General features: G+C 40.2%; 18 protein-coding genes and 1 other RNA gene. 15 read left to right on the top strand and 4 right to left on the bottom strand.

Features of this window, described 5'->3' with window-relative positions:
* Positions 1-7: 7 nt before the first annotated feature.
* A complete protein-coding gene (locus tag E7B10_RS03275; RefSeq protein ID WP_123138145.1) occupies positions 8-1,378 on the bottom strand; it encodes an S-layer homology domain-containing protein in 1,371 nt (456 codons plus the stop codon).
* Between the two features lie 183 nt (positions 1,379-1,561).
* Positions 1,562-3,277: an S-layer homology domain-containing protein gene (locus E7B10_RS03270; RefSeq protein ID WP_278618253.1), complete on the bottom strand. Its 1,716-nt coding sequence runs from the start codon at positions 3,275-3,277 to the stop codon at positions 1,562-1,564.
* A gap of 523 nt (positions 3,278-3,800) precedes the next feature.
* Here E7B10_RS03270 and E7B10_RS03265 point away from each other — a divergent pair.
* The 6 genes from E7B10_RS03265 to E7B10_RS03240 all read left to right on the top strand — a co-directional run bounded on the left by E7B10_RS03265 (position 3,801) and on the right by E7B10_RS03240 (position 11,783).
* A complete protein-coding gene (locus E7B10_RS03265) occupies positions 3,801-4,538 on the top strand; it encodes a (Fe-S)-binding protein (RefSeq protein WP_004698263.1) in 738 nt (245 codons plus the stop codon).
* A gap of 12 nt (positions 4,539-4,550) precedes the next feature.
* Positions 4,551-5,996 (top strand): LutB/LldF family L-lactate oxidation iron-sulfur protein, encoded by a 1,446-nt coding sequence (locus E7B10_RS03260; RefSeq protein ID WP_004694882.1) that lies wholly within the window; start codon positions 4,551-4,553, stop codon positions 5,994-5,996.
* Positions 5,996-6,724 carry a lactate utilization protein C gene (locus tag E7B10_RS03255; protein WP_004694884.1) on the top strand — a complete coding sequence of 243 codons (729 nt, stop codon included), beginning with the start codon at positions 5,996-5,998 and terminating at the stop codon, positions 6,722-6,724. The genes E7B10_RS03260 and E7B10_RS03255 overlap by 1 nt, the downstream gene beginning before the upstream one ends.
* 176 nt (positions 6,725-6,900) lie before the next feature.
* Complete coding sequence (locus tag E7B10_RS03250) at positions 6,901-8,292, top strand: cation:dicarboxylate symporter family transporter (RefSeq protein ID WP_077707741.1); 1,392 nt, start codon at positions 6,901-6,903, stop codon at positions 8,290-8,292.
* 249 nt (positions 8,293-8,541) lie between these two features.
* Complete coding sequence (locus E7B10_RS03245; RefSeq protein ID WP_278457314.1) at positions 8,542-10,095, top strand: nitrite/sulfite reductase; 1,554 nt, start codon at positions 8,542-8,544, stop codon at positions 10,093-10,095.
* A gap of 872 nt (positions 10,096-10,967) precedes the next feature.
* Positions 10,968-11,783, top strand: coding sequence for a nitroreductase family protein (locus tag E7B10_RS03240; RefSeq protein ID WP_004698259.1), 816 nt, complete (start codon positions 10,968-10,970; stop codon positions 11,781-11,783).
* Positions 11,784-11,855: 72 nt separating this feature from the next.
* Here E7B10_RS03240 and E7B10_RS03235 read toward each other — a convergent pair whose 3' ends face one another.
* The gene (locus tag E7B10_RS03235) at positions 11,856-12,674 is read right to left on the bottom strand and encodes a MetQ/NlpA family ABC transporter substrate-binding protein (protein WP_004694891.1); all 819 of its coding nucleotides are present in this window, start codon (positions 12,672-12,674) and stop codon (positions 11,856-11,858) included.
* Positions 12,675-12,952: 278 nt separating this feature from the next.
* On the opposite strand from E7B10_RS03235, the gene E7B10_RS03230 reads away from it, so the two are divergent.
* The 3 genes from E7B10_RS03230 (at position 12,953) to E7B10_RS03220 (ending at position 15,216) form a co-directional block, all read left to right on the top strand.
* Entirely contained in the window at positions 12,953-14,119 is a 1,167-nt protein-coding gene (locus tag E7B10_RS03230; RefSeq protein WP_287509162.1) for an iron-containing alcohol dehydrogenase, read from the top strand.
* Between the two features lie 100 nt (positions 14,120-14,219).
* Positions 14,220-14,885: an AzlC family ABC transporter permease gene (locus E7B10_RS03225; RefSeq protein WP_004694895.1), complete on the top strand. Its 666-nt coding sequence runs from the start codon at positions 14,220-14,222 to the stop codon at positions 14,883-14,885.
* Positions 14,878-15,216: a branched-chain amino acid transporter permease gene (locus tag E7B10_RS03220; protein WP_316055486.1), complete on the top strand. Its 339-nt coding sequence runs from the start codon at positions 14,878-14,880 to the stop codon at positions 15,214-15,216. The genes E7B10_RS03225 and E7B10_RS03220 overlap by 8 nt, the downstream gene beginning before the upstream one ends.
* A 102-nt stretch (positions 15,217-15,318) precedes the next feature.
* Here E7B10_RS03220 and E7B10_RS03215 read toward each other — a convergent pair whose 3' ends face one another.
* Positions 15,319-16,170 (bottom strand): aldo/keto reductase, encoded by an 852-nt coding sequence (locus E7B10_RS03215; protein WP_316055485.1) that lies wholly within the window; start codon positions 16,168-16,170, stop codon positions 15,319-15,321.
* A gap of 111 nt (positions 16,171-16,281) precedes the next feature.
* On the opposite strand from E7B10_RS03215, the gene E7B10_RS03210 reads away from it, so the two are divergent.
* From E7B10_RS03210 to ffs, 6 genes are all read left to right on the top strand, one after another.
* Positions 16,282-17,397 (top strand): efflux RND transporter periplasmic adaptor subunit, encoded by a 1,116-nt coding sequence (locus E7B10_RS03210; RefSeq protein ID WP_101928527.1) that lies wholly within the window; start codon positions 16,282-16,284, stop codon positions 17,395-17,397.
* A 101-nt stretch (positions 17,398-17,498) separates the two neighbouring features.
* Positions 17,499-18,434 carry a DUF2156 domain-containing protein gene (locus tag E7B10_RS03205; protein WP_399427682.1) on the top strand — a complete coding sequence of 312 codons (936 nt, stop codon included), beginning with the start codon at positions 17,499-17,501 and terminating at the stop codon, positions 18,432-18,434.
* 221 nt (positions 18,435-18,655) lie between these two features.
* Entirely contained in the window at positions 18,656-19,849 is a 1,194-nt protein-coding gene (eis, locus tag E7B10_RS03200; protein WP_101928526.1) for an enhanced intracellular survival protein Eis, read from the top strand.
* A gap of 1 nt (position 19,850) precedes the next feature.
* The gene (locus tag E7B10_RS03195; protein ID WP_316055483.1) at positions 19,851-20,717 is read left to right on the top strand and encodes an RluA family pseudouridine synthase; all 867 of its coding nucleotides are present in this window, start codon (positions 19,851-19,853) and stop codon (positions 20,715-20,717) included.
* Positions 20,718-21,035: 318 nt separating this feature from the next.
* Positions 21,036-25,619, top strand: a complete 4,584-nt coding sequence (gene gltB / locus E7B10_RS03190; RefSeq protein WP_316055482.1) for a glutamate synthase large subunit — start codon at positions 21,036-21,038, stop codon at positions 25,617-25,619.
* 27 nt (positions 25,620-25,646) lie between these two features.
* Positions 25,647-25,861, top strand: an RNA gene (ffs, locus tag E7B10_RS03185) — signal recognition particle sRNA large type.
* Positions 25,862-25,911 lie beyond the last annotated feature (50 nt).

Raw genomic sequence — 25,911 nt, 5'->3', positions numbered from 1 at the left:
ATCTATATTATTGTTTGTCGTTATAATAGTTTACGCGTGGTGGTAATGGGAATTGAATGTTTCCGTCTGACTTTGTAAGCGGTTCCGGTGGTAACTGTAAGAATACATTATCATGGAATTTCTTTTTAAATGCTTTCAACGTCGATTTTTGAATAGAATCAACGGTAATGAGAAGGGCACTCGTATCAGTATTTGGGGAGATGGAAAGGATCTTTCCTTGAGGTTCTTTTTGTTGGTAAAGGGCGATGGCATCGGATTGATACTCCTCTAGTTGGGCCTGATTTAATTTACCTTTTGATACGACTACAGTTCTATCTAGCTGTGGATCATGAGCCTCTGTAATCGCTTTGGAAACAAGGTCAGTTTTCTTTTGATCCGTTAAAGATGCATGTAATTGGCCTGCCTCCCAGAATAGAGCTCCGTCTTGACGGAATTTGGTGAAATCATTGCCATAGCCTAATGCTTTGTCGATGATATTAGCTGTTTTGTTTTCTACTTGTTGCTTGAACAATGTATTGTGGAAGGCAAGTGCTTGTTCTGTTTGTGTCATGCGGTACGCAATTTCCGCCGCTTCTGCACGAGTTACATATTTTTCAGGGTTAAACAATGTACCTGGAGCGTAGTTTGTGAACCCAAGATAGGCAAGCTCGCGAACGGCATCTTGTGCCCAAGGAGCCACAAATTTTTGGTCTCCATAGGCTATATTATCAAGAACTGTTGGGTCTTCAGTGGTATATCCTAAGTAATGGATATAGTTATCTGCTACTACCGCAAACTCTTGGCGGGACATATATTTCTCAGGTTTATAAGTATCATCACCATAGCCGCTGATGATATTCTTGCGAGCTACAGATTCAATAGCAAGAGCAGACCAACGGTCAGATGTAATATCTTTAAATTTACTTGATAAGAAGGCGGCTGTACCATCATCCGTAATATTGTTGAAGAGCGCTGCTACTTCTTCACGTGTCATAGGTTGGTTAGGTCGGAATGTACCATCGGAATACCCCTTCATTAGGTTTGCTTTTGTTACAGTGCTAATCGAGTTAGCTGCCCAAAAATCACTAGGCACATCTGTAAAGATGTGGGCGCGGATTTTTTGAATATCTTGAGGTATACCGATAGAGGTGTTTACAATTGCAGGTGATGCGGTATTAGTAGATTTAACGTTAGCAGCTTCTGTTTTAGTAGTCTCCATCTTCGTAGCATCTGTTTTAGCCATTGGTGCTTTAGTTGTTTCCATTTTAGTGGCTTCAACAGTAGTTGCAGGAGTATGAGTTGTAGTGGTTGTGTTTGCAGAAGCAAAACCAAGGCCTGTTGTAGTCAATAATGTGCCGAGTACGAGGGCACGTAATGCGTGAGGGGTATTCTTGTACATAAAAATCCTTCCTAATCATGGTAAAGGCTAGTGCTTGATAGCCGTAGAATATAAACTTTCACCAGCATAAAAAGTTATATCCGTCGCATCATAGTCAATTAGTTGGCATGCATAGTGATATACAACAAAGCAGCGTAGTACTGTCGAGTATACGCTGCCTTGGCTGGTTAAGTGTAACGCCGATTAGCGTTTTACTGTCATTTTTACTTTGGAACCGAATAATTTAGAGATTCCTTGTTGTGTTTCTTTAGATGCTGTAGATACAACTGCGTAAAGTTGGTTATTTTCTACATCAGGGAATGTAGCTAGAATTGTACCTGCTTTTTCATTTTTGTTGTAGTAGTTGCGGAAGTTTGTATCGATTGCATCGTATTCAGCTTGGCTGTATTGGGAGGATTCAACTACAACATAGTTATTTACAGTAGAATCACCACGGTTTGCAAGGTTAGCTTTTACTGTGGAAATATCGCTGTCTGTTTTCAAAGCTACGTGTAATTGATTGTCACGCCAGTACATTACGCCATAATTTTGGAATGCATCTTCTGTTTTATAAGTTTTATTTAATTCAGAAAATACTTTGTCTTCTAATGCAGCTTGTTGTTTTTGATCAAGTGCTTTTAGTGTGCTGCGACGAACAGGGCGAACGGCACGAGTCGGTTCAGCTTTTTCAACTACTGCAGCATCTTTATTGCCTTTTAGGTCTTTTTCAACTTTTTTTGCATCAGATTTTACAGCTTTATCAGCTTTAGCTACATCTTTTTTAGCGTCTTTACTTACTTTAGATGTATCTTTCTCTAATGCTGTATCAGCTTTTTTGGTATCTTCTTTTACAGCTGTTTCAGCTTTAGCTTCTGTAGTAGTATGCTTTGGTGTAGCAAGGCCAGCACCATTAAGCATACGATTTAAGATTGTTGCCGCTTGTGCTCTTGTTACAGGTTGTTTAGGGTTAAAGTTTTCTGTTGCCCCAGATGCTACGATGCCTCGTTGTGCCATGTATTGGATATCTGCCAAGTAAGCAGAGGAGATACTAGCTTCGTCCTTGAATGTTACTTTTTCTGCTTTTACAGGTGTAGAAAGATTCAATTTTTTAGCTAGACTAGCAGCAGATGCAACGAATTGTTCGCGGTCCATAGTTTTGCTAGGTGTGAAAGCTGTTTTAGATGTGCCGTCCATTACGCCTGCAGCACTAACTAATTTGATAGCAGAGCTAGACCAACGATCTGCTTCCACGTCAGAGTAGGCGGTAGAGGATTCTTTTGTTGCAATCTCCGCTAATTCTTGTTCGTTTAAGTTGTGTTGTAGCACTTTGCCATAAATAGCAGCTGCTTGCTCACGAGTAATTTGTGCACTAGGTTTGAATGTATTATCAGCATAACCAGAAAGGTAACCGGCTTGTGTCATTGCTTGGATAGCATCGCGAGCCCAGTTATCTTTTGTGTCAGGGTATACACCAGTAGGTAAGTTTTCTTTAGTTTTTACAACTTTTTTACCTTCTACCTTTGCAGCATCTTCTTTTACATCATTTTTTACGGAAGTATCAATGCGTTTAACGTCATTTTTTACAGAAGTATCAACGCGTTTAGTATCGTTTTTTACGGATGTATCAGCGCGTTTAGCAGCGTTTTTAGCGGATGCATCAGCATGTTTTGCATCACGTTTTACAACTGTGCTACCATGTTTAGCATCATTTTTGACGGATGTATCAATACGTTTAGCATCGTTTTTAACAGATGTATCAACACGGTGTTCATCCGCTTTAGCAGATACCTCAGCTCTAGTAGCCACATTAGATACTTCAGATTTTATATGAGTCGCAGTTGTTTCAGCGTGAGCCATGCTGAATGTAGAACCAAGGGCCAATGTAATTGCTAAAGACAAAGATAATTTATTTAGTTTCATGAAAAGGGCTCCTTTCAAACTATACTTATACAAAATAAATTATAACACTTTTTAAATTTATACACTACTATAAGAAAATGTAATCTATAAGGATAAAACTTACATGAATTTGAAAATTTGAGTACCATTATATAAATATAGAATGAAATATAGATAAAAGTTGATTTTCTAGTAGTTAAAAATGCAAAATGATAAACATTCGCAAAATCTAGATTTTATGGGGCTTTTACAAGAAAAAATGATAAATGAAATAATAGATGTGATAAAATTCAATGTTTGTTATTACAAAAAGTCATAACGATATAAGAAATAAAAGGGTACATACGAATATAGCAATTCTTTGGACAATATCTACATGATTAATTTATAATTATAGCGATGAGCTTTTGAATATTTATTTGAAAGCATAAGTAATGTTCAGGGCAGAAATTTAGTCGAAAAATTCACTACTAAAAATTGCCATAACACATACATATCAAAATTTTTTATTAGGTTAAGTACTAGAAAAGACGAGGAAGATAATATGAAAATTCATCTTTTCCAACAGTGTTTGATTGACATGTTCTACCCTCATGTAGGTATGGCTGGTGTAGAAGTACTTGAAAGATTAGGTTGTGAGCTTGTAGTACCTAAGAAACAAGTATGCTGTGGACAAATGTTCACTAACTCCGGTTATAATGACGCGGCTATGGACGCAATTAAGAATACAATCGAATGCTTTGAGAACGCTGAATATGTAGTCAGCATGTCCGGTTCTTGCGCTTTTGCAATCCGCGATGAATATCATCATTTCTTAAAAGATCAACCAGAGTGGTTGGCGCGCGCAGAAAGATTGAGTGGTAAAATTTACGAATTCACTCAATTTATTACTGACGTATTAGGTGTTGAAGATGTAGGGGCTCGTTTTAACGAATCCGTTACATACCATACATCTTGCCACGTAACTCGTTTGATGGGCATTAAAGAGCCTCCTTTCAAACTCCTTAAAAACGTTAAAGATATCAACTTGATTGAATTACCACGTGCAGATCGTTGCTGTGGTTTCGGCGGTACTTTTTCAGTTAAAAACCCTGAAATCAGTGAAGTTATGACACGCGAAAAAGCATTGGAAATTGCTGGCACAGGTGCCAACGTTATTTCCGGTTCTGACCAAGCGTGCTTAATGAACATCGCTGGTATGCTTGATCGTCTTCATAAAGAAGGCGAAATTGATCGCCGTATCAAAGTTATGCATATTGCTGAAATCTTAAACTGCCGTTAAGGAGGAGACGACATGGCACTTATATATGACAATCGCCCCTATAAAACACGTATAAAAGAATGTTTGGCTGACGATTTCAAAGTTGCAGCTATTAAAAAAGCACAAGACGTGTTTTATGATAAACGTAATACAGTAGTTGCGGATGTTCCTGAATGGTTAGATTTCCGCGCTGAAGCGGCTAAAATTCGCGATCACGTACTTAACAACTTGGATTACTATGTAAGTCAATTTGCTGACAATGCTGAAAAAGCTGGTTCTAAAGTTCACTTTGCGTTCGATGACAAAGAAGCGACTCAAATTGCATTAGATATCCTTCGCCAACGCGAAGCAAAAATGATCGTTAAATCCAAAACTATCTTAACTGAAGAAATTGGTTTGAACGAAGTATTAGAAGAAGCTGGTATTGAAGTTAACGAAACTGACTTGGCTGAATTTATTTTGCAAACTGCAGTAAGTCCTCCATCTCACATCGTAGTACCAGGTCTTCATTTTGAACGTAACAAAATCCGCGAAATTTTCGCTGAAAAATTAGGTTATACAGGAACTGAAAACCCTACGGAAATGACTCACTTTGTACGTGGTTATGTACGTGAGCGCTTCTTAAAAGCTGATGTAGGTGTTAATGGTTGTAACTTTGCAGTTGCTGAATCTGGTACATGTACAATCGTTTCCAACGAAGGTAACGGTCGTATGGCTAGTTCTATTCCTAAGACTCAATTGATTTTCTTAGGTACAGAACGTATTGTTCCTGATTTCAAAGCTCTTGATGTTATGATGGAAATGTTGAACCGTTCTGCAGTAGGTTCTAAGATTTCTAACTACTTCTCCATGATGACTGGTCCTGCGCGTCCTGGTGAAGCTGATGGTCCTGAAGAAACTCATATCATCATTATTGATAACGGTCGTTCTGGCATCTTGGGTGGTACATTCCAAGAAATGCTACGTTGTATCCGTTGTGGTGCATGTATGAATATCTGTCCTGTATACCGTCACGTTTCCGGTCATGGATATGGTTCTGTATATCCAGGTCCAATGGGTGCTGTATTGACTCCATTATTCAAAGGTTACGATGTAGCCGGCGATCTTCCATATGCTTCTACATTATGCGGTGCATGTACAGAAAACTGTCCAGTAGCTATTCCATTGCATGAATTGTTGATGGAGCACCGTCATATCATGGCTGATATTGAAAAGACTCGTCCAAAAGCAGAAGAAGCTATCTTCACAGCAGCTGCTAAGATGTTCGGTAATGCAACATTATTTGATCTTGGCACAAAAGCTGGTGCTATCGGCATGAACTTAATTAGTAATAAAGAAGGTAACATGCCTGAATGGACTCAAGCTATTCCAGTTATGAACGGTTGGACTAAGTCTAAAGAGTTGGGTTCCTTGAAATTCAAGAAATTCCGTGATTTATATGCTGAACATGAAAAGAACAAGAAGAAGGAGAAAAAATAATGGATGTAGCAAAACGTAATCAATTTATTGCACGTTTATCTCGTGCATTAGGCCGTGATCAAGAAATGTGCCCTGCTTTTGTAGAAGGCTTTGATTATAGCCATGGTCCTCAAGAAACTATGTTCCAAGATTTGAATCGCGATCAAATTTTGACAATGTTTAAGGAACAATGTCAACGTGTTGGTACAAAATTCGTTGAAACTACACCTGACAAACTAGGTGAAACAATTTTGGCAGCTATCGACGACTGGGGAAACGGTAAAATTGTATTCCCAAGCTCTCCTGAAGTAGAAGAATATAAATTAAAAGAATTGTTCGAACAAGATGCAGCTAATAATGGCGGCACTCGTACATACTTCCAATGGGATCCAGCTAAAGGTCGTGAAGAATGTATTTCTAATACTGCTAATGCTGATATTGGTATTACATTCCCATACTGCGGTATTGCGGAAACTGCTACTGTAGTACAAGCTTCTGGTGAGGATTCTGGCCGTGTGATTAGTTTGTTGCCTACAACACATATTGCTGTGTTGTATACTGACACAATTAATCCTCGCATGACACAAACAATGGAACATTTGGCTGAACGGTATCACAACGATCCAGCTAAGTTCCCTACAAATATCTGCTTGATTTCTGGTCCGTCCCGTACGGCGGATATCGAATTGGTAACTGTAGATGGTGCTCATGGTCCTATCCAAGTAACCTATATCTTAGTTAACAGATAATATAATAGCTAGATTTACTAAAGGCGATTTTCTTCTGGAAAATCGCCTTTTTGGTGTATATATTACAGAATACATTAAATATTACCAAAAATTAAATATTATACTTGTATTTTTTTCGATATATGCTATACTAAGTTCATAACCTATTGTTGTGATATGAATTAAAGAGGTGTATTATGAATATTCCATTCTTTACAGATTACCTCATGTTAAGCAATCCACTAAGTATTGGTATTATCGCGGTGTTCGTGCTCGTGTTAATAGGTATTTATGTATTGCAACGCAAGGGCACATCCTTCGGTAATCTCGTTATTATTGGTACTATTGTTGGTGCCGTACTTGGTATAGCGGTCCAAATTATTGCAGGCTTCCCTGATGATCCATCCAAAGTGGTTTACATCAAGGAAAGTACAAAGTGGTTCTCTCTCGTAGGGGGCGGTTTCATCGACTTAATCCGCATGCTTGTTATTCCTATCGTTTTTATCTCTATTGTTCACGTTATTTTGCACATGGAGGCAGGTGCTAACCTCAAAAAGTTAGTAGTTGCTATGATTTCTACAAATCTCGGCATGGTAGCCGTTGCTGCTATAGTCGGCCTAATTTTGGGGAATGCTTTCGGTTTAGGTCAAGGTTTTGATATTGTTGAATCTGGCAAGAAGATTCGTGAAATCAAACCTATGGTTGATACATTCCGAGCACTAATCCCAAGCAATCCAATTCAAGCGGCTGCTGAAACAAATGTTATCGGCATTGTCGTATTTGCAATTATCTTGGGTAGCGTAGCTCGTCTATTAAAACAAACAGGGACAAACTCTATGGAGGTGTTCACAAAACTATTTGATGAACTTCACCAATTGATTTCCTGGGTAGCTGATTTCATCATTGGTCTTATGCCATATGGTGTAGTTGCTTTGTTAGCTTCTACATTGGCAACACGCGGTGTACAAGCTATTCTTGATATGGGCTTGTTCGTAGTATTGCTTTACGTTGGTCTTTTGATTATGTTTGTCGTACAAGCAATCTTGATTACTAGCTTTGGCTACAATCCGATTACATACTTCAAGAAAGCGAAAGCACCACTCTTATTGGCGTTCACTTCTCGTTCTTCGATGGGTGTATTGCCATTAACTGTAGAGACTTTAACAAAACGTCTTGGTGTAAATGCTACAACTGCTAATACAGTAGCTTCCTTCGGTACTACTGCGGGCATGCAAGGTTGTGCCGGCGTGTTCCCAGCACTTGTTGTGGTGTACATCTCTAATGTAGCCAATATTCCATTCGATATGACTATGTATATCATGAGTGTTATCGTTATTGCTATTGGTTCTGTTGGTATCGCAGGCGTGCCAGGTACGGCTACAATGGCGGCATCTGTATCCCTTAGTGGTACAGGACTTGGAGCGTACTTCACCTCCATTAGTCCAATTCTAGCTATCGATCCATTGATTGACATGGGACGTACATGTTTGAACGTATCTGGGTCATTAACAAATGCTTTGGTAGTAGACAAAATTATGGGAACCATCGATAAAGACGCATACAATAATCCTAACGAAGGTCGCGTATAAAAACTAGCAACACTTAATCATATAATTATTATAAAAAGGGGCTGTAGCTGAATGTGGTAAAACCACATTTGGTTACAGCTTCTTTTGCCTTTTTAAAAGTGATAATTATTACAGATTGTAAACTATATTATTAATAATCGATATTGAAATTGTGAGCTTAGCTACTAACATACTTATGCATATATGGTATACTAAGCGTTATAAAGTTACGAATTATGCTTAATAAATATAAGCCAAGAGGGTAATAGTATGATTACACAAGAATTGAAAGATCGATTAATTGCAGATTATCCAAAGTTTGAGGATATGACACATAAGTTCTATAAGAAAGAATTATCCATTGCAGACTATAAAGGACAATCTGGTGCTTATGGTAGTTACGCTGAGCGCGGTGCAAATACTGGCATGAGCCGTTGGCGCTTCAACGGTGGTCGCATGACGCGCGAGCACATACAGTTTTTAGCGGACTCCATTCGTAAATATAACCTGCAACATGTACATTTCACTACCGGCCAATGCTTACAAATGCATGGCCTTGATGGTGATACTATATTGAGTCTCTATAAGGAATGTTATGACCACGGTATCTATAACCGTGGTGCTGGCGGTGACAATCCCAATGTGGTGGCTAGTATTTTACGCGGCATTGATCCTCGTGAAACTTTAGATATTACGCCATATACAACAGCTATTAGTGAATTTCTTATGGAGCAAATGTTCTATATCAAGATCCCTCGCAAATTTAAAATGGGTATAGATAATGGTTTTGATAGTACCCCACATTCTACGTTCAAGGACCTAGGTTTTAACTTAACAAAACACAATACTTTTGATGTGTATGCTTGTGGTGGTATTGGTCCTAATCCTCGCATTGGTATTCCGGTGGCACATGATGTAGCACCTGAGGATGTTTTGTATCATGTGAAAGCTATGCTTATGGTTTTTGCTAACCATGGTAATTTCAAAAACCGTGGTAAGGCTCGTACCCGTTACATGCCTGCTGAAATGGGTGGGGCGGAAGCTTTCATCAAGATCTATGAAGAAACCCTAGCTATGGTAAAAGAAGTAGAACACCTAACTATTAATCCAGCTGATTATGCTTATGAAATTACAAAAACTGGTAAGCGTGATGATTCTGTGGAAAATTATCGTATTCACCGTCAAAAACAGGAAGGTTTATATTACGTAGAATACCATCCAGCAGGTGGCGATGTGAACGTAGCACACTTGTTGGCTGCCCTTGACTATGTAGTGACACTTGACCAAGTAGAAGCACGTATTGCGCCAGACCAAGCATTGTTCTTCATTAATCTTACAGCTGATGAAGCACGCAAAATTGCGGAATTAACTGATGACAGCGCTGAAAATGATTTCCGCCGTTCCGTATCTTGCGTTGGTTCTACTATATGTCAGATTGGAATGCAAGACTCTAACGGTCTTTTGAAAGATATCTTCGCACACCTTGAAGAAAAGGGTATAGATACAAGAAAACTACCTCGTTTACATATATCCGGCTGTCCACACTCCTGTGGTACACACCAAATCGGTGAAATTGGTTTCCATGGTGCTGTAAAATTAGTAGATAAGAAACCTATGGTAGCATTTATCCTTGTAGACGGTGGCTCAGAACACATGGGCTCTGAAAACTTCGGTAAAATGGCTGGCAATATTGTAGCTACAAAGATTCCAGAATTTTTGGAATCTTTGGCAAATATTCTGAACGAATCCCCAGAACCAGACTTTGGGACCTGGAGACTTACGCATAAAGGGGACTACATGAATCTTATAAAAGCATTTGAGTAAATATGTAAAAGCATTTGCGTAAATATGTTTGGGTTGCTTGTGATGGGGCCCACTTAGATTGCGACAACTTAATAAATAATAAAAAGAGTTCCCTCTTTGCTCCGTTCTTCGCAAAGTCGCTGCATAGGGAACTCTTTTTATTATTTGAGCGTCTGCTATTAACCAGTCCCATCACAAGCTACATCTGATATTTACTCAATATGCTTTTATATGATGGGGGAAGCTTTTAGAAAACTAGGTATTTCTTTGCTCCGTCCTTCGTAAAGTCGCTGCAGAGGTACCCAGTTTCATTTTTATAACACCTGATGTAAATTAGTCCCATAGCAAAGCGACTTACCTTACTAATATACAGAGCGGCCTCATGACAAGCTACATTCGATATTTACTCAATATGCTTTTATAATTAGAGGAGCGGAGAGGCGAGAGCGGCTAAGTAGTTTTGACTGAATTTGCATCAAGACTAGCCAGTAGATTAGCCTCTGGCTAGTCCTTCCCATACGGTGGGCATGGCGCCACTACTATACAGTTTATTATAATGTGTAAAATGATAGTGTTTTCTATGATTTATTTCAAGGTGTAATTGTAATGACTCTATATAAGTATTAGCTAGATTATTTACGCTTTTGGATGGGACATCTTTATAAATATAGTGATAAAAAAGTAAGAATACGCTTGTGCAGAGACTTTGCGAAGAACGGAGCAAGCAAGCGTATTTTTACCAAGTTGTACTAACGAGATGGGGCCCCATCCTAAAAGCGGATGAACAAATGTTAGTTGAGTCCCAATACAATAAGAATAATTGTTTAAAACTAGATATGACTTGATTTTGTATGTTATAATAGGCTTTATAGTAGTATTTGGAGGATATTCAGATGTTATTTACCGTCAATACAGAAGTCTGTACACGATGCGGCCTTTGCGTTGCTGACTGTCCGACCGGATTGCTGGTGATGTCCGATGCTGGACCTGTAACTGGCAGGGGAGGTTGTATCTCCTGTGGGCATTGTATTTCCGTATGCCCAACGCTTGCTCTTGATAGCGATATGACACCGCGTAAGGAGCAAATCGATATTACAAAGGAACCTAAGTTAACGCCTGAGCAAGCTGAACTATTTATGCGTAGTCGTCGCTCTATTCGTAACTATCAAAATAAACCAGTCCCTGTAGAGCTCATTCGCAAAGTGCTAAACGTTGCAAGAATGGCGCCAACAGCAACTAACACACAAGGTATTTCGTATATAGTAATCCGAGATAAACAAACGTTACGCCGTATTGCTGATCTCGTTCTAGAGTGGATGCATTTAGCGGCAAAAACAGTGCCAATTATGCGCCTTTATGCTCGTGCGGCTCAAGCAGAAGTAGATAAAGGCAAGGAGTATATCTTGCGCGATGCGCCGGCTCTCGTCGTGGCAATTGGCTCTAAAAAAGATATTCATCGTACCCATGATAGTGGTCACTCTTGCTTGTCTTATGCTGAGCTATATGCGCCGACTTTAGGCCTTGGTACTTGTTGGGCAGGCTTTTTTGAACATGCTGGAGAAGCTGAATACCAACCATTATTAGATGAATTAGGTGTACCTGATGATAAAATTGTAGCTGGTGGCATTCTTATGGGATATCCTAAAGTACGATATCGCAATATTGTAGAGCGTCAACCATTAGATGTTACATTTGATACAGAAGAGTAAAAAAGAGATGCCCCAATGATTGTAATCATTGGGGTATCTCTTTTTAGTTATATAGTGACGATATAAACTTTATTAATTGGCAGTTGTAATAGTGCCTTTGAATGTTTCGTCGATGTATTGTTTAATAGCATCAGATTTGTAAATATCTGCAATTTTTTTGTATGTTTCGTTGTCTTTGTCTTCACTACGAACTGCAAGTACGATAACTGTTAGTGGTTCATCTTTAGATTCGAAGAAGAAACCTTGTTTTTCTACACTAAGACCAGCACTTTGCACATAGTTCATTGGAATAACTGCAATTGTTACATCATCTAGACTACGAGGTAATTGAGCTGCTTCTAGTTCTTGAATCTTTATATTCTTCGGGTTAGATGTGATATCTGCAACTGTTGCTTTGAAGCCGACACCATCTTTTAACGTAATTAATCCAGCTTTAGCTAATAATGCTAATGCACGACCACCATTAGTAGGGTCATTTGGGATAGAAACAGTAGCGCCTTCAGGTACATCTTGTACGCTGTGTACACTATTACTATATAAGCCCATACGCACCAAAATTGTTTTACCGATTGCTACTAAGTTGGAACCATTTTGTTTGTTAAAGTTTTCCATAAATGGTACATGTTGATAAGCATTCAGTTGAATATCGCCATCTGCAAGGGCTTTATCAGGTGTTACATAGTCTGAGAATTCAACTACTTTAAGATCGATTCCTTGTTTTTTAGCTTCTTTTGCTACAGCTTCAGCTACTTGTGCATGAGGACCAGATGTAGCACCTATTTTGATTTCTTTTTGTGTTTGTGTTGATTGATTTGATGTACTACCACAACCAGCGATAGCAAATGCAAGAGCACCGATAAGTAATGGTGCTAACAATGTTTTTAATTTCATATAATCATCCCTTTCAAGTCTTATAATGGTTATATCCTATCATGGATGAAGGGGATTTGTATATGATAAAAGCATATCAGTTAGCTATAGATTAAAACTATGGTGAAATTCTAGCTCATTTATAATACAATTCAATATAATATATTGATTAATGTGTTATATTGAATGTGTGATCGCTAGGTAGTAAATTTATATTTTAAATATTTTTGTATAATTCTAATATGGATTCATATATCTATATGTCGGATATATCTATATGTCGGATTAATGGAGGATGTATGTATAATTTTGATTTTTATAACCCTACACATATCGTATTTGGTAAAGACCGTTTAGATGAATTAGATACATTGGTACCAAAGGATGCAAAGGTGCTCATTACTTATGGTGGTGGCTCCGCTGTGCACAGTGGTCTTATTGATCGCATTGTGAAAGCTCTTGGTAACCGCAAGGTTGAGCAGTTTGGTGGTATTGAGCCAAACCCATCTCTTGAAACTTGTGAACGTGCGGTAGCTTTCATTAAAGAACATGGCGTAGATTTCGTTCTCGCTGTAGGCGGCGGTTCTGTAGTAGATGCTACAAAACTTATCGTTATGGGTGCTACCTATGATGGTCCCGTTATTGAGGTAATGAAAGCTGGTGTGCCAGAGGTTCCGGTAGACATGGTACCAAATCCATTACCATTTGGCACAGTTATGACACTACCTGCAACTGGTTCCGAAATGAACAATGGTGCAGTTATTACTTATGGTGACGGTAAATACCCTGTATTCAGTAGCTTAGTATTCCCTAAGTTCTCCATGCTTGATCCAACATTGACTTTCACCTTGCCTGAAAGACAAGTTAAGAATGGCGTTATCGATACCTTTGTGCATACCACAGAGCAGTATTTAACATACCCTGTAGAAGGTCGTATTCAAGATCGTTTCAGCGAAGGTATTTTAAAAACTATGATTGAAATCGGCAAAGAAACAGTAGAAAATCCAGAAAACTACGATATTCGTGCTAACCACGTGTGGGCCTCTACATTGGCATTAAATGGTTTAATTGGTGCCGGCGTGCCACAAGACTGGGCAACTCATCTGATTGGCCATGAGTTAACTGCGGCGTACCATCTTGACCATGGTATTACATTGGCTATCGTATTACCTGCATTGTTAGAAGTGAAAAAAGCAGACAAACTTGAAAAATTGGCACAATATGCTACACGGGTATGGCATATTACAGAAGGTACAAACGAAGAAAAAGCGGACAAGGCTATCGCTAAAACTCGTGAATTCTTCGAGTCCCTTGGCGTATCTACGCATTTGAAAGACTATGGTCTTGGTGAAGAAGCAGTTGAGAAAATTGTGAAACAATTAGAGGACCATGGCATGACACAACTTGGTGAAAATGGTGATGTAACACCAGAAGTAGCTCGCGAGATTTTAACGCGTGCCTTATAATTAAGGGGATTAACAGTGTAAACTTGTATGATATGGAAAGGAGGCGCTCCCTATAAATAAAATAAAAAATAGAAGTGCATTTTCTTTTGCACTTCCGATTATGATTCCCATGGGGCTTAGTTTCCTCTTTCTTGGAGTAGGCTTTGGTTTGTATGCTACCAGTCAAGGGTTTCCTTGGTGGACCGCTCCTGTTTTAGCTAGTACCATATTTGCAGGCTCCATGGAGTTCGTAACTATTGGGCTGTTAATGGCAGGCTTTGATCCAGTGAATACTTTTATGTTGACCTTGTTTGTCAATGGGCGTCATTTCTTCTATGGTCTATCTGCACTACAGCGATATGTGCATATGGGATGGAAGTGGTTTCCTACAGTTGCGTGGATGTGTGATGAAAGTTTTGCAATTAATGTATCTACGAAGTTACCCGATGATGTAGATGAAAAATGGTTCTACTTCCATGTATCGTGGCTTAATTATATCTTCTGGGTTGTGAGTACTCTTGTAGGGGGATTGTTCGGCGATTTATTAGCATCTGTAGATTTGCGAGGTATTGGTTTTGTATTACCTGGCTTATTTATTGTTATATTCCTTGAAATGTTATTTAATGCTAAAAGTAATAATATTCGAGGCTTAGGTGCTGTTGGAGCCGTTGTAGCCCTAGCAATGCTTCTATTAACGGGAAAATCCTTATTTATGCTTGCTTCTATGGGGTGTATGCTCGTAGTATGTTATATAGCGTATAAGTGGGGAGGTGTACATCTTGACTAGTTTTGAAATAGTCATTACTGTTGCTATTGTAGTAGCAGGTACATTGCTTACACGATTTGCTGCTTTTCTCATTTTCCCTCCCGGTAAAAAGGCGCCAGACTTTGTACTGTACTTAGGTAAAGCTTTACCTGCAGCGGTTATGGGGATGCTTGTTGTGTATACCTTTAAAGATACAATTGTGTTATCCTATCCATATGGAGTACCGGAACTTATTGCTTTATTAGTGACCGTTGGCATGCATGTATGGAAACGAAATATGTTTATGTCTATTGGAGCCGGCACTGTAGTATACATGATACTTGTTCAAGCCGTATTTAATATACCTAAATAAAATAAAGTATACTAACATAAACTATAATAAAATAAAGAGCACTAAAATAAACCACTTATATCTATTCCTAAAGGAGGATATAAGTGGTTTTGTTTTTATGTTCTATTTAAGTTGTAATAATCTTTCAAGACCTAGTGCAGTGTGGTGGTCCTCTAAGAAGTCTTGTTGATCTAATAATTCCATAACATCCATGTCGATGTTAGTGAGTTTGAAATCGAATACATCAAAGTTAGCTTCCATATGGCTTACATTATTTGCCTTTGGTAATGGAATGATGCCTCGTTGAATATGCCAACGCAAGATGATTTGATGCTTTGTTACACCGTATTTTTCAGCCAAGCTTTTGATGATAGGATGATCAAAAATCGGTTGGCGATCACGGGTAAATGGAGACCACGCCATGCCCACCACTTGATGTTTTCTCATCAATTGTATAAGAGCTTGGCGTTGGTTGAATGGGTGACATTCAATTTGGTTCACTACAGGTTTTACATTACAGTGATATAGCAAGTCGATTAATCGGTCTTCATAAAAGTTAGAAAGACCTAACCCACGCAATATATTTTGGTCGTATAACTCCTCCATGGCGCGCCAAGAGCCGTAGTAATCGCCCAAAGGTTGGTGAACGAGCATGATGTCAATATAATTGGTATCTAGTTTCTTTAAGGAGCTTTCAACAGCACGCATCGTATTATCGTAGCCTGCATCGGTGTGCCAAATTTTAGTAGTGATGATTATATCTGTTCGTTTGATACCAGATGCTCTGATTCCTTTAGCCACGGCTTCTTCATTGCCATAATAGGCGGCCGTATCGAGTAAACGATAGCCTACGCCAAGTGCATTGGCAACGGCCTGTTCAGTCTCTCCTTCGGTGCCTGTTTTATAGGTACCATAACCGATGGAGGGAATGAAGCTACCATTGTTTAAAATTCTAAAGTCCATCCGTTCTTCCATGAGAACCTCCGTTATATCCATAAATTAAAGGAATTAGCTTTCATACAATTCTAACTGATTTTATGATATACTAAGGTATTGATAAAAATCAATATGATAGGAAGTGACAGAATGCAAATAAATCGTTTCTGCTCTGTAATTGCTATCCTTGGTGTTATGATTATGACACTCGCTATTGCGGGATGTGGTACGAAAACCGTATCCGTCGCAGAGGTAACGTACAAGGATATGCCGTTGCAGATTCATAATGATGCCAATGTAACGGCCCTTAATAAGGCGACGATAACGCCGACCTTGACTGGGCAGGTCGTGTATGCTGTGAAAGTAGGCGACCAAGTACAGCAAGGTCAAACTGTGGCAACTGTAGATACATCGGCTTTACAACAACAGCTAGCATCCTTGCAAGGACAATTAGCACAAGCCCAATCACAATCATATGCCACAGCTGTGACGACTACGACTGCAGCATCTATAGACAGTACTCAACTGGAACAGGCTCAACGTATGCGCGAAGCAGGCATAATCACACAAAAAGAATATGATCGTATTTTGGAACGATCTCAACCACAAACTACAACAGTCACAACTGGTGGTGGGGGAGGCGTCAATACGGCGGCTATCGAGGCACAAATTGCTCAAGTATCTGCACAGATGGCAGCTTCTACAATCGTGGCCCCTATAGCAGGTACGGTGACATCTATTTATAACGAAGACCGTCAAATGGCGATTGCGGATCGTCCGTTTATGATGATTCAGCAATCCACGCCGATGGTAGCATCCCTCAGCATTCCTCGTGATGCGGCTATGAAGTTAGGTACAGCTGAAGCCAAGAATGGTATGAAGGTACTTCTCAAGGTGGGGGACCAAGAAATACCGGGGGAATTGACTTACGTAGATATTACTCAGCCTGAAAATGTGCCAAGTGTTCTTGTAAAAGCTACTTTCAACAATGAGAAAGGCCTTATCAAGGCTGGTGAATTCTATACACTCGTTATTGAATCTAATGTGAAAGCCAAGATGCTGACCGTTCCAACTAAGGCGGTTCGGGAAAATCAAGATGGCAAATATGTATATGTATTAACCGAGAATAATACAGTTGATGTACGTGTTGTTGAGGTAGGCATTACTGAAGGTGATGACGTAGCTATTATTTCTGGACTCAACGAAGGTGACAAGGTTATCACAACCGATGGCACCTTTGAGTTAGGTGAATCTGTAAAATTGTAATTACGAACCCTATGGGTTTAATACTAGATTGTTCGGATTATATTTAAACATAATAGAATCGAAACTTTCACAAATCGTGAAAGTAACCTCAAAAGAGGAATCTGATAGGAGGGATTATTATTTTAGAATTTAAACGTTTTGAATTGCGAGATAAACCATTAATCGACAAATATTTTGAACAACATCATTATGAAGCATCCGATAATTGCTTTACTACATTGTTTATGTGGCAAGATCCGTACGGTATTCGCTGGGCTGAAGAGAATGGCGTATTGTACATCCAAGGTGGTGGCAAGCGTGAGCCATTCCTATTGCCTCCATTTGCTGGTAAAGATGCAAAGTTCCTTGATGGTTTGTTGCGTGCTAAAGAATGGTTCGTAGAAAATAAATTGCCGTTCCGATTTAAAGGCGTTAGCAAAGATGTAAAAGAACGCATGGAAGACCTATGTCCTGGTCGCTATGCATTCACACCTGACCGCGACAATTACGAATATATTTACAAGTCCGAAGATCTTATCAACTTGTCTGGTAAGAAATTCCGTCAAAAGAAAAACCATTTAAATCAATTCCGCATGCAATATTCTAACTATGAATATGTGCCAATTACAGATGATATTATCCCATTATGTCGTGAAACGGCAGCATCTTGGGTAGAAACGCATCACGAAGAAGGTATCGAAGATGAATTGGTAGCCATCAATTTGTTATTTGATAACTGGGATGCGTTGGGCCTTAAGGGCGGTGCCATTAAACTATTCGGCCGTGTTGAGGCTTTTAGTATCGGTGAACTTCTCAATGACAGAATTGCTTTGATTCACATTGAAAAAGCAAATCCAGATATTCGTGGTTTGTATCAAGCTATCAATAATGAATTCATTCGTCATGAATTTAGCGAAGTAGAATTCATCAACCGTGAAGAAGATATGGGCTTGCCTGGTCTTCGTCAAGCAAAAGAATCTTATAACCCAGATCATTTTGCTGAAAAATATGACGCAGTATATGCTAACGAAGCAGATAATGCGACAGGTGGTAAATAAAATCTGAGCTATGAAGTCGATGTGCTTCATAGCTCATTTTGTTATAATAGAATTGTTAGACTATCTATTTGAATGTAATTATCGTATCATCATGGCGATATGGCGATATGGCGATATGGCGATATGGCGATATGATGTGCTTAAATTAGATCAGATTAGATATTATATGCTGTGACGCGACAGATAGATAACGGCTCTTATGATATAACGAGGACATAATTATGGAATTTAGAATTGCGACGGCTCAAGATACGCCTCATGTGGAAAATCTATGGGCGTACTGCTTTGAACCAAAGGAAGATCCATTCTTCCAATATTATTTTACAAATTGCTATGAACCAGAAAATACAATGGTCGGGTTAGAACAGGACCAATTGTTGAGCACTGTTCATTTGCGTCAATATAATCTTAATGTACGTGGTGCCGTATTACCTACGAGCTATATGGTAGGCGTTGCAACGCATCCAGCAGCCCGCCGTGGTGGTGTAGGCGGTGCACTATTAACTGCTGCACTAGAGGAGCTTCGTAAACGCGGTCAAGCTATGACGATTTTGATGCCATCCAAGGCAGCGTTCTATCAGCAATATGGTTGGGAACTTTATGCTCATCAATGGGTGAACACCATGTCGCTAGAAGACTTGCGCCCTATGACAGATAAAACGTTGAGCTTTGGCTTACTAAATAGCGTAGATCAATGGACTTTGTTAGATCCAATATATAAAACATATACGGCTCGTCTTTCTGGCTACGCAGAACGTGGCGAAAAGGAATGGAAACGTTTGTTAGGCAGCTTCTTTGCAGAAGGTGTAAATGTTGCTGTAGTGCGCAACGATGACCATGTCATTGAAGGCTATGCAGTGTATCGTTTAGGTCAGCCTGAAATTCCTGTTACTGAGCTGGTTTACACGACACGCCGTGCACAACGTGCATTATTAAATTATTTCTATAATCACCGTTCTCAAGGTACGTCTATCCGTTGGAATGAAGGCCTTCACGATACATATTATCGCTTCTATCCTGATGGTAGAACTGGCCACGCTACCATGCCATATATGATGAGTCGTATTGTAGATGTAAAAGCTGCTTTCGAAGCAATTCCTGTCAATCAAGAGGCATTGATGATGCCTATAACAATGACCTTTGCAGTAAAAGATGGGCTTTGCAGCTGGAACGAAGGCCGTTATGAAGTGGAATATGGCGGTGCATTAACTCCATCCGTTAAAAAGATTTCTGATACATTTGATGGTGAAGTGGATATTACCGTTGAGGTCGGTGCATTAAGCCAGTTATTAATGGGCACTCTTACGGCTCGAGACCTTGTTTTTGAAGGGAAACTTTCAGTAAGTGAAGAATGGTTAGACTATTTCGATATTCTCTATCCTGAACAAAAAACATATATTAACGAATGGTGGTAATATGAGCTGGAAAACGTATACGGTGAAAGAACCGACAGAGTTGACGGTTTCTAAATATGTAAAGGAACGATTTTCCCTATCCTCTCGGAATATCCAAATGGTATTTCGCAAGAAACGGGTAAAAGTTAATAGCCGTGTGGCTCATTCGCAGCGAGCACTTAAAAAGGGTGATGTATTAACCTTGGAGTTACCACAAGATAAGGATTATGGGGTTGATGTAGAAAAGGGACCGATTACAGTTCTCTATGAAGATGCGCATACGTTAGTTGTAAATAAGGATCCCTTTATGCTCGTTCATCCTGCAGGGCAAACGAAGTCTTGTACATTGAGTAACTATGTGGCAGGGTATTATGCGAAGAAAAACGTAGTTCATAAGGTTCGACCTGTGCACCGCCTCGACCGAGATACATCGGGGTGCATTCTCTTTGGTAAAACAAAAGAAGCACAACAATACTATACGGATGAGCTACAAGCAGGTCGTATCGACCGCATTTATACAGGCCTTGTAGAAGGGCGTATTGATGCGGATGGTATGGTAGATGCGCCTATCGGGGTCGATCCAGTATTTGATAATCGCCGCGTTATCGATGAATTTGGGCAGCCTGCTCAAACAGAATATATTGTTCTTAATCATGAGGGAGACAATACTCTGTTACGTTTTAAGTTATTGACTGGTAGAACTCATCAAATTCGCGTACACATGGAACACATTGGTCATCCTATCGTAGGTGATGCTATGTATGGTACGCGCAATAAGCCTTATACACGCCAATGTTTACATGCATCGGAGCTAACCTTCGTGCCGTATGGTAAGGACGAAGCTATCACGATTACTTGTGAAGTAGGGGATAATTTTGGTCGAGAATAATAACCGTTGATTTTTCTGTTCTAAATAATATGCCTATCGCATCTATCGGACGAGATGCTTATTATCCCTGTATCCTTGTATACAAAAAACAATAGTGATAAAAACTCATAGTCTATGCATGAAAAGCATAGACTATGTTTTTTTTATATTTTCAATTCACAGTGGACAGGAGTATACTGTGTATAGACATAAAATTCTATAGAATGTTAAATTGATAATTTTATAGAGAAATAGTTTGTTAGTTATACTTTTACCAAGACCGAACGGAACGATGCCGCAGTGCTTGGAATAATCAAGTGATATGAAGGAGTGCACGTTATGGATATGAAGCAAAGCACAATAGAGCAACAACGTCTAGATCAAGCTAGACTCGAAGCCAATGGCATGTACAGCAGCCAATTTGAAAAGGATGCGTGTGGCATGGGCTTCGTTGTTAATATTAAGGGGAAGAAATCTCATGATATTATCGACGATGGTTTGCGCATTTTGGAGCGCCTTGAACATCGTGGTGGTGCCGGTGCCGATAAGGACACAGGGGATGGTGCCGGTATTTTGGTACAAATTCCGCACGAGTTCTTCAAGCGTGAGTGCGAAGTGCTTGGTATTCAACTGCCTGCAGCTGGCGAATATGGCGTAGGTATGGTCTTTGCTCATAAATATGAAAGTCTCCGTAACGAGCAAAAACGAATTCTCGAAGAGGTCGTACGCGAAGAGGGGCAAGTTGTCCTCGGCTGGCGTGAAGTACCGGTTGATGGTACAAAGGTCGGTAAAGAGGCAGCTGCGATTCGACCTTGGATGATTCAAATCCTTATCGGCAAAGGTCCCGATGTAACTAACAATAAGGAATTTGAACGTAAATTATATATCATCCGTAAACTGGCGGAAAAACGCATCATTCCATTAAGCAAGGAATTATCTAGCGATTTTTATATCGCATCTTTGTCTTCTAAAACAATCGTATATAAAGGTATGTTAACACCTGGTCAATTGCGAGACTTCTACCTTGATTTGAGCGACCTTGACTTTACATCTGCGTTGGCAATGGTGCACTCTCGTTTCAGTACGAATACATTTCCAAGCTGGGCTAGGGCACATCCTAACCGTTTCTTAGTTCATAATGGTGAAATCAACACCATTCGCGGTAATGTAAACTGGATCAACGCTCGTGAAGGTAAAGCGGAATCTCCATTGTTCCCAGATATCAAAAAGGTATTCCCCGTAGTAGATGATAGCGGTTCTGACTCGGCTATGTTTGATAACACATTGGAATTCTTGCACATGACAGGCCGTTCCTTGCCTCATGCGATTATGATGATGATTCCTGAGCCTTGGGAACGCAATAACCTCATGAGCCGAGAAAAACATGATTTCTATGAGTTCAATAGTTTTATGATGGAACCATGGGATGGTCCTGCGGCTATGGGATTTACGGATGGTACAGTTATCGGCGGTGTCCTTGACCGCAACGGTTTACGTCCTGCTCGTTACTATGTGACAACAGATGACCGCGTTATTATGGCTTCCGAGGTTGGCGTTGTAAACGAAAATGCTGAAAATATCCGCGCTAAAGGCCGTTTGGAACCAGGTAAAATGCTTCTCATCGATACAGATGAACAACGCATCATTTCCGATGAAGAAATCAAACATCGCGTTGCTACTGAATTACCGTACAATGAATGGGTAAAAGAACACGTCATTCACTTATCTGAAATTACTCAGGCCGATGAAAGTACCATTCCAAAGGTAGAGGATTTGTTCAAGGAGCAACAAGCCTTTGGGTATACTCAAGAAGACCTTGTGCGCATGATTGTGCCTATGGCAAAAGATGGTAAAGACCCTGTAGGTGCTATGGGTGCCGATGCACCTTTAGCTATCTTGTCCGATAAACCACAATTGCTATATAGCTACTTCAAGCAAATGTTTGCGCAAGTAACAAATCCTCCTATCGACTCTATCCGTGAGGAGATGGTTACATCTACACGGGTTATGCTTGGTAACTCTGGTAATCTAACAGAGCCTAACAAAGCAGGAACCTATGCGCTGTCTATGCGCACACCAATCCTTACGAACCAAGAGTTGGCGTCCATCAAAGCTCTTGATTGTCGTCGCATGAAATCCGTAACCTTGCCAATTCTCTTCGATCCTACTAAGGGTGCTGAAGGCTTGCGCGATGCGCTAAATGATTTATGCGAAAAGGCAGAAGAAGTAGCTCGTACAGATCAAAATGTGTTGATCTTATCCGACCGCGGTGTCGATGAAAATCATACACCAATTCCAGCGTTGTTGGCTGTAGCTGCTGTTCACAATCACTTGATTAACAAAGTGTTGCGTACAGAAATTGGCCTCATCCTTGAATCTGGTGAACCACGCGAAGTTCATCACTTCTGTACATTAATCGGTTATGGTGTAACAGCTATCAACCCATACTTGGCGCTTGAAACAGTTCGCGATTTGCAAGCTCGTAAACGCCTTGGCGATATTACACCAGAACAGGCAGAAAAGAACTACATCAAGGCCGCTGTAGGTGGCATCATGAAAGTTATGTCCAAAATGGGTATTTCCACAGTTCGTTCCTACCACGGTGCACAAATCTTTGAAGCGTTGGGCTTGAATACTAACTTCATTAATAAGTTCTTCGTAAATACACCAACACGTATTGGCGGTATTGGTCTTGGTGGGGTAGCACATGAAGCATTAGCTCGTTTTGAACGTGCTTTCAAATCCGATGAAACAGTACTCGAACCAGGCGGTTGGTATGGTCCTGTAAAAGATGGGGAAGAGCATCTATTCAATCCTAAGACAATCGAACTTTTACAAGAATCTCTTATCAACGGCGACTACACAAAATATAAAGAATACTCCAAAGCGATTCGCAACGATTACCACGTTACATTGCGTTCCTTGATGGAATTGAACTATCCTGTAGGTGGCGGTATTCCTATCGAAGAGGTTGAACCTGAAGAATCTATTGTAAAACGCTTTAAAGCTGGTGCTATGAGCTACGGTGCCATCAGTAAAGAGGCGCATGAAGCTATTGCCATCGCAATGAATCGTTTAGGTTCTACATCTAACTCTGGTGAAGGCGGCGAGGATGTAGATCGTTTTAAACCATTGCCAAACGGCGATAGCATGAACTCCGAAGTAAAACAAATTGCATCTGGGCGGTTTGGCGTAACCGCAAATTACCTCATTCATGCAAAAGAATTGCAAATCAAATGTGCTCAAGGCGCTAAGCCAGGTGAAGGCGGTCAATTACCAGGTAAAAAGGTATATCCTGAAATTGCCAAGGCTCGTCACTCCACTCCAGGCGTTGAGCTCGTATCTCCACCACCGCATCATGATATTTACTCCATTGAAGACTTGGCTGAGTTGATTTACGACTTGAAATGTGTTAACAAAGATGCGCGTATTTCCGTTAAATTGACTTCTGAAGCAGGTGTCGGTACTATCGCTGCTGGTGTTGCGAAAGCAAAAGCAGATAATATCTTGATTTCCGGATACGATGGTGGTACAGGTGCAGCAGGTCGCACATCTGTAAAACATGCAGGTGTACCTTGGGAACTTGGTCTCTCTGAAACTCATCAAACCTTGATGCTCAACAGATTACGTGACCGTGTTCAATTAGAGGTAGACTCCAAGTTGATGACTGGTTTTGATGTGGCTGTAGCAGCCATGCTCGGTGCTGAGTTATTCGGCTTTGGTACATTGCCTCTCGTAGCGGTAGGCTGTAAAATGGCTCGTGTATGTAATCTTAATACATGCCCTTACGGTGTAGCTACACAAGATGAAAAATTGCGTGCTCGTTTCATAGGTAAGCCTGAATATGTTGAAAACTTGATGATTTTCATCGCACGTGAATTGCGTGAAATCATGGCTCGTTTAGGTATTCGCTCCGTAGCTGAGCTCGTTGGTCGTATCGATCTTGTGCGTCAAAAATCTCAAGATGATAACTTCAAATTGTCTCGCGTCGATCTTAAACGTATATTGTTCCGTCCATACATCGATGCCTCTGTAGGCCATATGCACATGGTTGACCAAGATCACGAGTTGGAACGCACCTTGGATATGTCCAAACTCTTGCGTATGTGCCGTCCTGCTATTGAGGATCAAAAACCGATTCGCGCTAAATTGGCTATCACTAACATCAACCGTGTTGTAGGTACCTTGGTTGGTTCTGAGGTGACTCGTCGTTATGGTGAAAGCGGCTTGCCAGACAATACAATTAAGTTGAATTTCGAAGGCTCTGCTGGTCAATCCTTCGGCGCTTTCAACCCTAAAGGCATGACACTAGAACTTGAAGGTGATGCGAATGATTACCTCGGTAAAGGCTTGTCCGGTGGCACCATCACTGTATACCCACCTAAGAAATCCATCTTTGAAGCGGATGAAAATATCCTTATCGGTAACGTTGCATTTTATGGTGCAACCTCTGGTACATCCTACATCAATGGTGTGGCCGGTGAACGTTTCGCCGTACGTAACAGTGGTATCACTGCTGTTGTAGAAGGTGTAGGTGATCATGGCTGTGAATACATGACTGGTGGCGAAGTGCTCGTGCTTGGTAAAATTGGTCGTAACTTTGGAGCAGGTATGTCTGGTGGCTATGCGTATATCCTTGATTGCGATGAACGCTATGTTAACACAGGTCTCGTAGAATTACGTACTGCTAATAATGATGACCTTAAACGCATTAAAGAACTGATAGAACAACATGTATTGCATACTAACTCCGCTAAAGGCCGTCACATCTTAGAAAACTGGAATAACTTTGTAAATAGATTTACAAAAGTTGTGCCTGTAGCCTATGAAGAAATGCAAGCTGCTATTGAACGCTTCAAAGAACAAGGATTGTCCTTGGAAGAAGCACAATTGGCTGCATTTAAAGAGAAATATGCAAAATAATTTTTAATTTGATTGAATATCGTTTGGATAGGATATATGAAAAGCCTCTATAGCTTTGACTATAGAGGCTTTTTCATGTATAATATTTGTATTGCAATATTGGATCATGGCAGTTCTCGGGCCTGTGCAATGGGGGCCTGTGAATCGTGTCAGGACTGAGAGGTAGCAGCACTAAGCGGTAACCTTCATGTGCCACGGGGAACCCGGGGGCTGTCGTGATCGAATATTGCAAGGCGGCCTGTGGGGCCGCTTTTTTTATGTCTAATTGATGGGCTCAAATGACTAGTGTAAA

Source organism: Veillonella sp. (assembly GCF_032470285.1).
Lineage (GTDB): Bacteria > Bacillota > Negativicutes > Veillonellales > Veillonellaceae > Veillonella.
This window is presented reverse-complemented; position numbering and strand designations above follow the sequence as displayed.